Origin of the sequence: Roseobacter sp. N2S (assembly GCF_031454055.1) — a bacterium.
Taxonomy (GTDB): Bacteria; Pseudomonadota; Alphaproteobacteria; order Rhodobacterales; family Rhodobacteraceae; genus Amylibacter.
This window is the reverse complement of sequence record NZ_JAVDQB010000004.1, coordinates 247,854-261,894: the sequence shown is the minus strand read 5'-3', so window position 1 is coordinate 261,894 and position 14,041 is coordinate 247,854. Positions and strand designations below refer to the sequence as shown.

General features: G+C 54.1%; 14 protein-coding genes. 12 read left to right on the top strand and 2 right to left on the bottom strand.

Translation table 11 applies throughout. The features are described 5' to 3' along the window. Nucleotides 1-7: 7 nt before the first annotated feature. Nucleotides 8-1,495: a carboxypeptidase M32 gene (locus GGE09_RS12400; RefSeq protein ID WP_309746450.1), complete on the top strand. Its 1,488-nt coding sequence runs from the start codon at nt 8-10 to the stop codon at nt 1,493-1,495. 78 nt (nt 1,496-1,573) lie between these two features. Here the strand turns inward: GGE09_RS12400 and GGE09_RS12395 are convergent, their stop codons facing one another. After that, nucleotides 1,574-2,419 carry an enoyl-CoA hydratase gene (locus GGE09_RS12395; protein WP_309746449.1) on the bottom strand — a complete coding sequence of 282 codons (846 nt, stop codon included), beginning with the start codon at nt 2,417-2,419 and terminating at the stop codon, nt 1,574-1,576. 17 nt (nt 2,420-2,436) lie between these two features. On the opposite strand from GGE09_RS12395, the gene GGE09_RS12390 reads away from it, so the two are divergent. Next, on the top strand, nt 2,437-2,868 hold the full coding sequence (locus GGE09_RS12390; protein WP_309746448.1) for a PaaI family thioesterase: 432 nt from the start codon (nt 2,437-2,439) through the stop codon (nt 2,866-2,868). Here the strand turns inward: GGE09_RS12390 and GGE09_RS12385 are convergent. Beyond that, entirely contained in the window at nt 2,865-4,991 is a 2,127-nt protein-coding gene (locus tag GGE09_RS12385) for a calcium-binding protein (RefSeq protein ID WP_309746447.1), read from the bottom strand. The two genes, GGE09_RS12390 and GGE09_RS12385, sit on opposite strands and share 4 nt — an antisense overlap. A gap of 331 nt (nt 4,992-5,322) precedes the next feature. On the opposite strand from GGE09_RS12385, the gene rplM reads away from it, so the two are divergent. The 10 genes from rplM (at nt 5,323) to GGE09_RS12335 (ending at nt 14,041) form a co-directional block, all read left to right on the top strand. Continuing rightward, the gene (gene rplM, locus GGE09_RS12380) at nt 5,323-5,790 is read left to right on the top strand and encodes a 50S ribosomal protein L13 (RefSeq protein WP_309746540.1); all 468 of its coding nucleotides are present in this window, start codon (nt 5,323-5,325) and stop codon (nt 5,788-5,790) included. After that, nucleotides 5,787-6,290: a 30S ribosomal protein S9 gene (rpsI, locus tag GGE09_RS12375; RefSeq protein ID WP_309746445.1), complete on the top strand. Its 504-nt coding sequence runs from the start codon at nt 5,787-5,789 to the stop codon at nt 6,288-6,290. The genes rplM and rpsI overlap by 4 nt, the downstream gene beginning before the upstream one ends. 130 nt (nt 6,291-6,420) lie before the next feature. After that, nucleotides 6,421-7,287, top strand: coding sequence for a lysophospholipid acyltransferase family protein (locus tag GGE09_RS12370; RefSeq protein WP_309746444.1), 867 nt, complete (start codon nt 6,421-6,423; stop codon nt 7,285-7,287). A 109-nt stretch (nt 7,288-7,396) separates the two neighbouring features. Next, nucleotides 7,397-8,209: an aspartate/glutamate racemase family protein gene (locus tag GGE09_RS12365; protein WP_309746443.1), complete on the top strand. Its 813-nt coding sequence runs from the start codon at nt 7,397-7,399 to the stop codon at nt 8,207-8,209. A gap of 104 nt (nt 8,210-8,313) precedes the next feature. Next, nucleotides 8,314-9,357 (top strand): N-acetyl-gamma-glutamyl-phosphate reductase, encoded by a 1,044-nt coding sequence (gene argC / locus GGE09_RS12360; protein ID WP_309746442.1) that lies wholly within the window; start codon nt 8,314-8,316, stop codon nt 9,355-9,357. Further along, on the top strand, nt 9,354-10,178 hold the full coding sequence (locus tag GGE09_RS12355; protein ID WP_309746441.1) for a YihY/virulence factor BrkB family protein: 825 nt from the start codon (nt 9,354-9,356) through the stop codon (nt 10,176-10,178). Before argC ends, GGE09_RS12355 begins: the two co-directional genes overlap by 4 nt. A 2-nt stretch (nt 10,179-10,180) precedes the next feature. Beyond that, entirely contained in the window at nt 10,181-10,621 is a 441-nt protein-coding gene (gene ccmE, locus GGE09_RS12350; protein WP_309746440.1) for a cytochrome c maturation protein CcmE, read from the top strand. Nucleotides 10,622-10,696: 75 nt separating this feature from the next. Continuing rightward, the gene (locus tag GGE09_RS12345; protein ID WP_309746439.1) at nt 10,697-11,308 is read left to right on the top strand and encodes a holin-associated N-acetylmuramidase; all 612 of its coding nucleotides are present in this window, start codon (nt 10,697-10,699) and stop codon (nt 11,306-11,308) included. Continuing rightward, nucleotides 11,299-11,775 carry a holin family protein gene (locus tag GGE09_RS12340; protein WP_309746438.1) on the top strand — a complete coding sequence of 159 codons (477 nt, stop codon included), beginning with the start codon at nt 11,299-11,301 and terminating at the stop codon, nt 11,773-11,775. The genes GGE09_RS12345 and GGE09_RS12340 overlap by 10 nt, the downstream gene beginning before the upstream one ends. Nucleotides 11,776-12,061: 286 nt before the next feature. Continuing rightward, nucleotides 12,062-14,041 carry a heme lyase CcmF/NrfE family subunit gene (locus tag GGE09_RS12335; RefSeq protein WP_309746437.1) on the top strand — a complete coding sequence of 660 codons (1,980 nt, stop codon included), beginning with the start codon at nt 12,062-12,064 and terminating at the stop codon, nt 14,039-14,041.

The window sequence follows — 14,041 nt, the reverse complement described above, 5'->3', positions numbered from 1 at the left end:
TGAATACATGAATTCCATGACTGCGTATTCGGCTTTGGCCGAACACTATCGTGATGTGGTTGCATTGGGGCAAGTGTCGGGTTTGTTGGGGTGGGATCAGGAAACGATCATGCCCAAAGGGTCAGCGGCGCAACGCTCTGAATGGATGAGCGCGCTGGAAAAAGTTGGCCACGCCCAACGCACCGATCCCCGGATAGCTGAATGGCTGGATGCTGCAAGTGCTGCTGATCTGACTGAAGAACAGGCCGCCAATGTGCGCTTGATCCGACGCCAGTTTGAACGCCAGTCCAAAGTGCCAAGCGCGTTGGCCCGCCAGATCGCCCGTGTGACGTCACAAGCGCAGGGTGTTTGGGCAAAGGCCCGTGAAGCGGGGGATTTCGCGGCGTTTCAGGATGTTCTAAGCGAGGTTCTGACGCTGCGGCGCGAAGAAGCGGCGGCTTTGGCGGAGGGCGGCAATCTTTATGATGCGCTGCTAGAGGATTACGAACCGGGCATGTCGGAACCTGTATTGGCAAAGCTGCTGGGTGGTTTGCGCGACGGTCTGGTCGATTTGCGGGGCAGGGTGGCTCAAAGCGGCGAACAAATCCCTGATTTGCGCGGTACGTTTTCCCGCGACCAGCAGACCATGATCGCCCGCGAACTGGCCACTGCATTTGGTTATGACTGGACCCGCGGGCGGCTGGATTTCAGCGTGCATCCGTTTTCCAGCGGCAGTTTCAATGACGTGCGCATCACCACGCGGGTATCCGAAAGTGACCCGTTTAACTGTTTTTATTCGACAATCCATGAAGTCGGCCATGCCACCTATGAACAGGGCATCAATCAGGATTACGGTCTGACCATGCTGGGCAGCGGGGTCTCTATGGGGGTTCACGAAAGCCAGAGCCGGATTCTGGAAAACCAGTTGGGTCGCAGTCGCGCGTTCACAGGGTTCCTTTACGGGCGAATGCGCGAGGTATTTGGGGATTTCGGCGTGCCGGATGCCGAGGCGTTCTACCGTGTGGTCAACAAGCTGCACCGCGGTTTTATCCGCACGGAAGCTGACGAGGTTCAATACAACCTGCATGTGCTGCTGCGCTTTGATCTGGAGCGCCAGTTGATCGCTGGGGATCTGGAAGTTGTAGACCTGGAAGCTGCGTGGAATGAGCGGTTTGAGAAAGATTTCGGCTATCCCGTAGACATGCCGTCCAATGGTGTGTTGCAGGATGTGCATTGGTCCGTTGGTCTGTTCGGATATTTCCCAACCTATTCGCTGGGCAATATTTATGCGGGCGAGTTGTTTGCCAAAATGTCTGATGATCTGCCTGAGTTGCAGGGGGAACTGGCGCAAGGCAATACAACTTCCGCACTGGGGTGGTTGGGGCAGAATATCCACCGCCACGGATCGCTGTATGAACCGCGGGATACGATTACCCGCGCGGTGGGACATGTTCCGACTGCGGAACCTTTGCTGGCCTATCTGAACCAGAAATTTGGTGAGATTTACAAGCTGTAAGGTTTGGTCTTGGCCGCGCGGAGAGAAGCGCTCCGCGCGGGAGGTATTTGGGCTCAAAAGATGCTTGCGTGCTGGCGGTTAGGTTTGGGACCAGTTTGGAGGGCGTTTTTCCAGAAATGCAGCAATGCCTTCTTCGGTGTCTGTAAGCATCATGTTTTCAGCCATAACCGCGCCTGTAAAGTCATAGGCCTGATCCAATGGCATCTGGATTTGTTCATAAAACGCCTGTTTGCCGATCTTGACCGCAGCGCCAAGTTTTGAGGCGACCAATTCCGCCAGTTCCTGTGTTGCGGCGTCCAATGCGTCTGGGGGGACCACACGGTTGACGAGGCCGAGGTCTTGGGCCTTTGATGCGGAAATGAACGTGCCTGTGGTCAGCATTTCAAAGGCGTGTTTGCGCGGGATATTGCGGGACAGGGCCACCATCGGAGTAGAACAGAACAGGCCGATGTTCACGCCGTTCACGCCGAATTTTGTCTGCTCATCTGTCACCGCCATATCGCAACTGGCCACCAACTGGCAGCCCGCCGCTGTGGCCAGACCGTGGGGTTGGCAAATCACCGGTTGGGGAAGTTTCGGGATGGTGGTCATCATCTTGGTGCATTTGGCGAACAGGTCTAGGAAATACTGTTTTCCCCCGTCATCATCCTGCCGTACGGCGGTCATTTCTTTCAGGTTATGACCCGCACAGAACGCCTTGCCCGTGCCGCGCAGGATCACCACGCGGATGGTTTTATCCTGCATTAAGCTGTCAAATTGGGATTGCAGCGCGTCGAGCATATCCTCGGACAGGGCGTTCAGCGTATTTGGGGTGTTCATCGTCAGCGTCGCAATTGCGCCCGCATCGTTGCGTAACAGGGTGTCTGAGGTCATGGTTTTCTCTTGTTTGGCTGCGCCATATGCCCCAAACCTTAGACAAAACAATAGCCTGAGGAAAGACCATGCCCCTGAAAATGACCATAGAAGAACTCCGTGAATTCTTTGTAGAGGTCTTTCCCCAAGTTAAAGACGATTTTGTCATCGAAGATATGACAGAAGACGAAATCACCGTCCGTCTGAAAGTGACCAACCAGCATCTGCGCCCTGGTGGCACGGTATCCGGTCCGTCGATGTTTGGTTTGGCTGATGTGTGTTTTTATCTGATAATCATGGGAAATATCGGCCCCAAGGCGCTGACGGTCACCACCAATTGTTCGATTGATTTCATGCGCAAGCCTGAACCCCGTGACATGATCGCCAAGGCGCGGTTGTTAAAGCTTGGCAAGGCGTTGGCTGTGGGCGATGTGATGCTATATTCCGAGGGCATGGACAAACCTGTTGCCCATGCCAATGTGACTTACTCCATCCCGCCGCGGGATGAATTTGTGCGCTAGAACGGGCTGTCGGTGATGTAATCGCCAGCTTTAAAATCTGACAGGTCGGCGTTCACCACCAGCACGGAATGATCGTTGTCTACTTTGAACAGAACGCCGGCATCTGTGTCGATGATACGGATGGCCGGTTTGCCAGCGCTTTGCAACCCGTAGGCGGTGTAGCCCATGTCCAGCGTGTCGATGCCGAATTCAAAGTCGAAAATCCTGTCCTTGCCGAAATCCGTGTCCTGAAACACGAAATGGTCAAAGCCCACTCCACCATATAGGCGGTCATTGCCATCGCTGTCATAAATATAGTCATTGCCCGCGCCGCCGTATTCCTTGTCGTTGCCCGCACCAGAATAGATTTGGTCGTTGCCTGAATCCCCGTAGACTTTGTCGTTGCCATCGCCGCCCTGAAGGAAGTCGTCACCACCGCCGCCCTTCAACAAGTCCTTGTCGTCGCCACCATAGACATAGTCATTGCCCGCGCCGCCATTCAGCTTGTCATTGCCAGTGTCGCCGTAGAGCGTGTCGCTACCACCACTTCCTGTCAGGATGTCGCGATCCGCGCCGCCGTGCAATTCATCCTTGCCGCCGCCACCGTTTAGCCGGTCCAGCCCATCGCCGCCAAACAGAAGGTCATTGCTGGCATCGCCGGCAAGCTTGTCCGTACCAACCCCGCCATAAAGCACATCCTTACCGCCGCCGCCGTTCAGCGTGTCATTGCCTTGTCCACCGTAAAGCGTGTCGCTCCCTGCGTCGCCTTTCAAGGTGTCGTCTCCATCTTCGCCGAACAAAAGATCGCCGCCATCCCCGCCGGAAAGGGTATCATTACCGTTCCCCCCTTTGATGTAATCCGCGCCTTTGTTGCCAGACAGTTTGTCCGCGCCCCCAAGCCCCAACAAGATGTCTTCGCCCGTTGTGCCAGATTTGACGTTGGCCTTGTTATTGCCTTCCCAAAAGTAATCCGGTGTGGCGATATCCACGCCCTGAATGGAGTCCTGATAGCTGAACTGCACATAGGTTTCGTCGTAAAGCGTCAGCATCACTTTGTCGTCGGGCAGATTTACAAAGGCGGAATGGGACTGAGGTTGGGTCTTATCGTCGGCATGGACTACAGTCGGGCCAAAGACCAGCTTGCCCGACGGCGAAAGCACGGCAAGGAATACGTTGCTGTCAGTGCTATAGCCGGTTTGTATCCCGTTTCCGGTGAAAGAGACCAGGATCAGGCCGTCTTTTGTCAATCCCAGCGAAAATTCCCGTGGTGCGATGGAAAGACCGTCAACTTTGCTGTCAAAGCTGGTGGGGGTGCCTTTTTGCACGCCGTTCTTGTTGAATTTCTGGATATAGACAACATCCGGATCTTCGGTGTTGGGGTAGATGGCCTGACGTGTATAGACCGTCAGGAAGCCGCCATCGGGGGTGGCCACCAGCTCTGGGTCTTGTGCAAAGCGATAGGTGCTTGCGTCCTCGCTGACTTTGAACTGTTCGCCCAAAGCTTTGCCCTTGGCGTTGAAAATCTGTCCGTACACACCATCGGAATCGCTCTTCTCCCAAACGGCTACCATATTGCCGTTCTCCAGAATGGTCAGATTCGGGTTGGCGCGTGGAAAGTCTGAAGTCGCGCGCCCTGCGTCAAAATCATAGGTATGTAGCAGTTTTCCAGCGGGGCTGAAAAAACGCCCGACATATTGCAGTTCGGCGTCCGGTGCGCGGTCGCGGTAGGTGACAAAATAGCCTTCATCCGTATGGGCTGCGTTCTGGAATTCCATCAGGTAGCCGCTGTCGAGCACTTTGGTGCTGCCGGTTTGGGTGCCGCCGGAATTGAAGGTCATCAGGCTAATCTGGTTGTGGTTGGTTTCTGTCGCGTCTTCTTCCAGCACGACAGAGAATTTACCAGCGTCCAACGCAAAGACCTTGGGCAGCTTGTAACCTTCGGAAATAGAACCAGTGGTGCCAAGAATGGTGGTTTCGCCGTTTTTGGGATTATAGAGGCTGAGCGTCAGATATCCGCTGCTGCTGGCAAGATAAGCTGTGACGACCTTGCCGTTGCTTAATGTGGTGGTACTGTAATCTGCTTCTGCGAATACGCCTAGACCATCGCTGGAAAGAAGGTGTTGATCGCCAATAAACCCAACCATAGGGGACTCCTTAAAAAATCAGGTCTGCTTGAATATGTGCGCAGACCAATAATGTTGCCTTGCGTGAAAAACTATAATTCGCGTTATTTTGGGTGGCAACTTTTTTGAATGGCAGAGTACAGCGGGTAACGGTGTTAGTTTTTTGGGGGAAAAGGCGAAATTTCCATCAAAAACGTGGGGTATTATGATACCATAATTGCAATGCATTGATTAATAACGATTTTACCTGCGTTTTGGGAATTGACTGTGCGGAACAGACAGGTAAAACGGCGACAGAATTCGACAGGGCCTTAGGGCCTTGTTTTCACTTCCATCAATTGGACTTAAAACCATGAAAACTTTCTCAGCAAAACCTGCTGACATCGACAAGAAATGGATCATTATTGACGCTGAAGGCGTCATCTTGGGCCGTCTTGCGTCGATCGTTGCCATGCGCTTGCGTGGTAAACACAAAGCTACATTCACACCATCTATGGATATGGGCGACAATGTCATCATCATCAATGCCGAAAAGGTACAGATGACAGGCAAAAAACGCACTGACAAAATCCATTACTGGCACACTGGTCACCCGGGCGGGATCAAACAGCGTACAGCTGGTCAGATCCTTGAAGGCAAATTCCCAGAGCGTCTGGTGACAAAAGCTGTTCAACGTATGTTGCCAGGTGGGCCATTGTCCCGTCAGCAAATGACAAACCTGCGCGTTTACGCGGGCGCCGAGCATCCGCATGAAGCACAGAACCCAACAGTTCTCGACGTCAAAGCGATGAACCCTAAAAACACGCGGAGCCAGTCATGAGCGACGAAATCAAATCCTTGGACGAGTTGAAAGACGCTGTAGAAGCTTCTGACATCGTTATCGAAGCCGCTGTTGAAACCGCTACCATCACACGTGAAGCTGTTCGCGACGCGCTGGGTCGGTCTTATGCAACCGGTAAACGGAAAGACGCGGTTGCCCGTGTTTGGATCAAACCTGGTTCGGGTAAAGTGACTGTGAACGGCAAGCCGCAAAACGTCTATTTTGCACGTCCCGTTCTGCAAATGATCCTGGCACAGCCATTTGAAATTGCTGGCGTTGTTGGCGAATTCGACGTGATGGCGACTGTTAAAGGTGGTGGCCTGTCTGGTCAGGCTGGTGCGGTCAAGCACGGCATTTCCAAAGCGTTGCAACTTTATGAACCAACACTGCGGGCGCCTCTGAAAGCCGCTGGCTTCCTGACACGCGACTCGCGCGTTGTGGAACGTAAGAAATACGGTAAGCGCAAGGCGCGCCGGAGCTTCCAGTTCTCCAAGCGTTAAGCTTACAGATACGATTTTCGAAAAGGCCCTGCACTGCGGGGCCTTTTTGCATTCAGGCAGGGCGGAATTCGTATGGTTGTTACCTAACTGTAGTAGCAATCAGCAAACGCAATCACGCCACGGTTCCCCGATGCAAACCCTGACCAAAGATATTTCCTACGCCCCCTCGGCCCAGACAAAATCAGGCCGTGCCTTGATCCGAACGATGGAAACCCTTAGCGGGCGGCATAAATTGCTGCGCATGGCGCGGGGATACGAGGCTGAGACTGCCACAGGGGCGGATTTCTTTCGGGTAATGTCTGAAAAATACCGCCTTAAACTGGATGTTTTGGCAGGCTCGCTCGATATGATCCCGCGCCGTGGCCCGTTGATCCTGATTGCCAACCACCCCTACGGAATTCTCGACGGGTTGGTACTGGGGGATATTCTGGCGCAACGCCGCGATGATTTTCGCATTCTCGCCCATAGCGTGTTTCGCAATTCCAATGCGCTACGCGATGTGATTTTGCCTGTCAATTTTGATGGCACCAAAGACGGCGTGCGCCAGAACCTGCAAACCCGCCAAGAGGCTATGACCTATCTGGAAAACGGCGGGGCGATTGGTATTTTCCCGGGCGGCACGGTGTCTACTGCGGTCAAACCTTTTGCCCACCCGATGGACCCGCGCTGGCGGCCGTTTACCGCGAAACTGGTGGCGCGCACGGGGGCAACTGTGGTGCCGATCTATTTTGAAGGTGCCAATTCGCGCCTGTTCCAGATTGCCAGCCACTTGCATGCGACCCTGCGTATGTCCCTGCTGATAAACGAGTTTCGTCGCGCCCGCAAAGCGCCTGTGCGCTTGGTGGTGGGAAAACCGCTGGATCGCGGCGCATTAGAGGCCTGTTCCCGCGATCCACGGGCAATGATGGATTTCTTGCGCGAGTCGACCTATCGACTGGCTCCAAATCCGTTACAAAATTACGGCTACGGGTTTGAATTTGAAGCAAACCATCGCTGACATGTGACAGGTCGGGCAGGAAACTCAGGCTTTGTTCAATCATGGCTTTACCCGATTGCGGGGCTTGGTTAGAGCTATCGCAAGTTTCGCGTATTCACGGACCATTCCCATGCCTGTAGGCGTTTTTGACAGTGGACTTGGCGGCCTGACCGTCTTTGAAGCGATCCGCACGCGGTTGCCGGATCAGCCTTTGGTCTATTTCGGTGACAACGCCATTGCGCCCATCGGGGTGCGAGATGCGGATGATATTTACGGGATCACCACGCGGGCCTGTGATCGGCTGTTCGATGAGGGCTGTAATCTGGTGATTCTGGCGTGCAACACGGCCTCGGCTGTGGCGCTGAAGCGGATGCAGGAAAATTGGGTGCCTAAGGATAAACGGGTTCTGGGTGTGTTTGTTCCGATGATCGAAGCAATGACCGAACGGATGTGGGGCGATCAATCCCCCCCGCGCGAAGTGGCAGTGAAACAGGTCGCGCTGTTTGCCACGCCTGCCACTGTGGCCAGCCGTGCCTTTCAACGGGAACTGGCCTTTCGCGCTGTCGGTGTCGATGTCGAGGCACAGCCCTGTGGTGGTTTGGTGGATGCGTTGGAAGACAACGATCTTGAACTGGCCGAGGCTTTGGCCCGCAGTCATGTGGCAGCTTTAAAGCGGCGTATGCCCACCCCCCAAGCGGCGGTGCTGGGATGCACTCATTACCCGATTCTGGAAGCAATTTTTCAAGACGCATTGGGGCCGGATGTTTCGGTCTATTCCCAAGGCCGCCTTACTGCCGCCAGTCTGGAAGATTATCTGCAACGCCACCCCGATATGGTTGGGGCTGCTGGGGAAACCCGTTGTTTGACATCCGGTGATCCCCTGCGCGTCGGCACGGCCGCCACGCGGTTTATCGGGCGAAAAATGGTGTTTGAGGGCGTGTAACCCGCCCCGAACACCGGAAACATCCAAAGCACCCATACTCAACGGTTGATTGCGCGCGCGCGCTTTTTGCCGTAAATCATCATTGAATTCTAAGGAGATGGCTTATGACGACGCCAACACAAAAGCCTAAAAATATCGCAATTCTAGGGGCCTCTGGCTATACGGGGGCGGAACTGGTGCGCTTGATCGCCACCCATCCGGGCATGGTTGTAAAAGCCATGACAGCGGATCGTAAGGCGGGAATGACCTATGGGTCCGTATTCCCCCATCTGCGGCATCTGGATCTGCCGGAACTGACCACAATCGAGGATGTGGATTTCACCGACATTGATCTGGTGTTCTGCGCGCTGCCCCACGCCACCAGCCAAGAAGTCATCCGCGAATTGCCGGCCCATGTGAAAATCGTCGATCTGTCGGCTGATTTCCGGCTGCGCGATCCCGAGGTGTATGCAAAATGGTACGGTGGGCCACACACTGCACTGGAACTGCAAAAAGAGGCGGTTTACGGGCTGACGGAATATTACCGCGAGCAGGTCAAAACTGCGCGGTTGGTGGCTGGAACCGGCTGTAATGCGATGACTGGCCTGATGCCAATTCTACCACTTCTGGCGGCGGGTGTGATAGAAAGTGACGACATCATCATTGATCTGGCCACCGGTGTCAGCGGGGCAGGGCGTTCCCCCAAAGAAGGCATGCTGCATTCCGAAGTGTCTGAGGGCTACCGCGCTTATAACGTGGCCGCGCACCGGCATTTGGCGGAATTCGATCAGGAAATGTCCTTGATTGCGGGTAAATCGGTTGATGTCACCTTTACGCCCCATCTGCTCCCTCAAAACCGCGGAATTCTGGCGACAATTTATGTCAAAGGTGACGCGCAAACGATCCATGACACGCTGCGGGCGAAATATGACGACGAACCCTTTGTCTATGTGCTGCCCTTTGGCGAAGCCCCTGCAACGCAACACGTGCGCGGGTCGAACTATTGCCATCTGGGGGTAATTCCGGATCGTAAACCTGGCCGTGTGATGGTGTTTTCCACATTGGATAACCTGACCAAAGGGTCCAGCGGCCAAGCGATCCAAAACGCAAACCTTATGTTGGGCCTGCCCGAAACAATGGGGCTGGAAATGGCACCGCTATTCCCTTGATAAATCATCCTATCGTTGTCGTCACGCGCTCTGCCATTGCGGCATTTCAGGCGCGTGGCGGCGATATGCAGGCGGGTTACATCGCCTATTCCTTGTTGCTTGCGATCTTTCCATTTCTGATCTTCTGTGTGGCCCTGACGGGTTGGTTCATCGGGGCTGGGCGCAGCGCCGAGGCGGTTGGTGTTCTGTTTGATTTCGCCCCAATCTATCTGGCCAAAGCATTGGAACCCGCCTTGGTTCAGGTTTTGGCAAACGAACATAATCTGTTCACCTTGTTCATTCTACTGGCGCTTTGGGCGGCCATGCGCGCGGTTGAGGCAATTAACCGCGCCTTTGACGGCATCTACGGAGAACGGGAAAAAGGCGTTTGGATCATGCGAAAAGCCAAGGCAATGGTGACGGTCATAGTGTCGGCTATTGCGTCGGTGGTATTGGGCTTGTCTATCCTTTTGGCCCCTAGCTTGATCAAAATAATTGAAAGCTTTATTGATTTTGACATTCCAACCAACATTACATTTGCACGGTATGCCGTTGGTATTGTTGTGTTCTACCTGTTAATCTGGTCGCTTCATTGGTTTTTGCCCCATGACCACGCCAAGGAATTTCCACGTTGGCCCGGTGTTCTGTTCACCACAATTTCTTGGTTGGTGATGGCAACGGGACTGTCGCTCTATCTGGCAAATTCGGGGAGTTATTCGATCACTTACGGTGCTTTGGCGGGCATTGTGATCACCATGTTGTTTCTGTACTTTTCAGCTGGAATAATCCTATTTGGCGCGGAACTTAACGCAGCGATCAAACGCTATAGAATAGGGCTCTGACTATGGCCGGACTGAAAAAGACACGCCGAATCCAACTGATTATTGCGGGATTTTCCTGTCTGTTTGCAGGGTTTGTTGTGATCTATCTGGCGGCAGGCGATGCGCTGCAATATTTCTACAGCCCGTCAGACATAGCGGACAACCGCCCGATGGACGGGCAAATCATCCGTGTGGGCGGTTTGGTTGCCGAAGAATCCATGGTCAAATCCGGCAATACGGTAGAGTTTATCGTGACGGATGGCGGCGCTACGGTGCCCGTCAGCTTTACGGGAATCTTGCCGGACTTGTTTGGCGAAGGCCAAGGCATGATCGCAACGGGTGCTTTGGAAAATGGCGTGTTTCAAGCGCAGGAAATTCTGGCCAAACACGACGAGGAATACATGCCAAAAGAGGTTGCAGATGCCTTGAAAAAGCAAGGTGTGTTCAAACCAACAGGCGAGTAGCGCACGCCGTTACCACAAATTTTTAGTAAGTTTTCTGTATTTTTCCCTGAGTTCTTTACAGATCATCGGGGTATCATGCAGACAGTTGATGAAATTGCGCGCGCGATTGTGCGGCGCGAAGGCGGATATGTGAATGATCCGGACGATTTGGGCGGCGCGACGAAATACGGGGTGACGGTACACACCATGCGTCGGCTTGGGCTGGATTTGACGCGTGATGGGGTTGTGGACGCCCATGATGTGCTGGCGCTGAGCGAGGCCGAAGCCGTCGAAATCTTTAAAACCCATTATTTTTTCAAGCCAAGCATTGGTGATTTGCCTGCCGTATTACAGTCCAGCGTTTTTGACATGTATGTGAATGCAGGAAATCACGCGGTGAAAATCTTGCAACGGATGCTGGCGAAATTTGGCCAAAGTGTCATGGTTGATGGCGCGATTGGCCCGCAAACCTGCGCCGCAGTGAAAGCTGCGATGGCGATCGCGTCGGGGTATCTTGCGGATGCCTACGGGCTTGAACGCAGGGCCTATTATTATGCCTTGGCGGACAGCCGCGTGGCCTCGCGCAAATATGCGCGAACGCAGGCAGGGGGCAAAGGTGGCTGGATTTTACGGGCCGAAGAATTCATTGCGCCAAAATACCATATCACTCTGACAGATCACAAGAAAAGGTGTGCAAAATGGGGTTAGTACAGGATGTTTTCGGGCTTGGGAAAGCCGTGAAAGAAGTGGCCGAGGTGTTCGTGCCTAATAAAACCGCCAACGCAGAATATGAACATCTGGAGCACAAAGCCTCGGTCGAGCAATACGGGGCAGAGTTCGAACGATCGCGGGGCGGAATGTTCAATAATTTCGTAGACGGCTTGAACAGATTACCCCGTCCGGTCTTTGCCTTGTCGACTGTCGGATTATTTGCGTTTTCAATGGTGAACCCAGAAGCGTTTTCACAGCGGATGGTCGGGCTTGATGCTGTGCCGCGTGAATTATGGTGGCTGCTGGGGGCGGTCGTGTCCTTTTATTTTGGGGCGCGGGAAATGCACTATGTGCGCGCACGGACATTGCGTGGGGCACAACAGGCGGTGGGGTTTGTCGGGGCGGCGGGCCAACGCGAGGAGGAGAATGCGGCGGTTGTGGATTGGCGAAAATCGCGGGATTAGGCGGCCAGTCTAGAGCGTGCATTGATATATAAGGGTCTGAAACCGCAAGGCTATTAACAGATTTTCCGTGTTAGGTGGATATTTACGTTTGCCTGCCATAGTTCCTTAATCCTTGAAAAATATCGGAAAGGGGAAATCATTCGCTCTTATACTAAACCGAAAATCAATGCCGTGCTCACAAAACGTCTGGACCCCTGTGACATTACACACCGCCAACACAAGTTTTATTGAATTGTTGCCCTGTGTCAGCCTGCTATAATCGACGGGATTTACACGGGGCAGCATCATGATCGCAGAAATCGGCCATTTCACGGTTCTCTTGGCCTTTGCCTTGGCTTTGGTGCAGGCTTTTGTGCCACTGGTCGGCGCACAGAAAAACTGGTCTGGCTGGATGCAGCTGGCAGATACCACTGCGGTGGCGCAATTTGTTCTGATTGCGATCAGTTTCGCGGCGCTGACTTATAGCTTTGTGGTCTCTGATTTCTCGTTGGCTTTGGTTGCCGCCAATTCCCATTCCGCCAAGCCGATGTTGTATAAAGTCACAGGCGTTTGGGGCAACCACGAAGGGTCCATGCTGCTTTGGATTCTTATTCTGGTGTTTTATGGCGCTTTGGTCGCGGTTTTTGGTGGCAATCTGCCAAGTGCGCTAAAGGCGCGGGTTCTTTCGGTGCAGTCGATGATTTCGGCGGCGTTTCTGGCGTTTTTGATCTTTACGTCGAACCCGTTCGTGCGTTTGGCGGTGCCGCCCATTGATGGCAATGATCTTAATCCTCTGCTTCAGGACCCGGGGCTCGCCTTTCATCCGCCGTTTCTTTATTTTGGCTATGTTGGCCTGTCTATGTCGTTTTCCTTTGCTGTCGCTGCCCTGATTGAAGGCCGCGTTGATGCCGCTTGGGCCCGTTGGGTGCGGCCTTGGACCTTGCTGGCGTGGATTACTTTGACCATTGGCATCGCGCTTGGCTCTTGGTGGGCCTATTACGAACTGGGCTGGGGCGGCTGGTGGTTCTGGGATCCGGTGGAAAATGCCAGCTTTATGCCATGGCTGATTGCGGCCGCGCTTTTGCATTCTGCCATTGTTGTGGAAAAACGCGATGCGTTGAAAAGCTGGACGGTTCTGCTGGCTATTCTGGCCTTCTCTTTCTCGCTGATCGGTACATTTATTGTGCGCTCAGGTGTGATTACTTCGGTCCACGCCTTTGCAAATGACCCAGAGCGGGGGATTTTCATTCTTGCGATCCTGACCGTTGCTATCGGTGGCGCATTAACGCTTTTCGCCGCGCGGGCAGGGCAGTTGCGCACCAATGCGGTGTTTGGCCTGATCAGCCGCGAGGGTGGGTTGGTCTTGAACAACCTGCTGCTGGTGGTGGCTACGGCTGTGGTCTTTTTCGGTACCATCTGGCCGTTGATTGCAGAACTGACAACGGGGCGAAAACTGTCTGTCGGCGCGCCGTTTTTTGATTCCGCTTTCACGCCGTTTATGGTGGTTTTGGTGGCAATCCTGCCGCTGGGGGCAATCCTGCCCTGGAAAAGGGCGCAGGTTGGAAAATCCTTCAAGAATCTGCGTGGTGCGCTGGCCTTGTCGGTGGCTTTGGGCGTTCTGGTCTGGAGCCTGCAAACCGGTGGCCGCATGTTGGCGCCGTTCGGATTGGCGCTGGCGGCATGGCTGGTACTCGGGGCGATGCTGGATCTGTTGATCCGCGCACGCTATCGCAATCAGGCCCCACTTGAAACCCTGCGCCGCTTGCGCAATCTGCCGCGATCCGACTGGGGAAAAGCGGTGGCCCATGCGGGGCTTGGCCTGACGATCTTTGGCATTGCGGCGGTTACCGCTTGGGAACAAGAGGACATTCGCGTAATCAATATCGGCGATCGCTTTGATGTGGGGGCCTATGAATTTGTCCTGAACGGGGTCGAGGATCATAACGGGCAAAATTATTCTGCGCAGATCGGCACTGTCACGGCCTATCGTGGCACCCGCAAAGTGGCGGACCTGCGCCCTGAAAAACGGTTCTACCCTGTGCAACGGATGCCCACGACCGAGGCTGCAATTGATTTTGGCATAACACGGGATCTTTATGTGGTGTTGGGCGATAAACAACCCGATGGCAGTTGGGCCATGCGCACCTATATCAAACCTTTTTCCAACTGGATTTGGCTGGGCTGTCTGGTCATGGCGCTGGGGGGCTGTCTAAGCCTGACGGACCGGCGATACCGCGTGGCCGGTGCCGTGCGCCCGAAACGGGCCAAACTTCAGGCGGCGGAATGA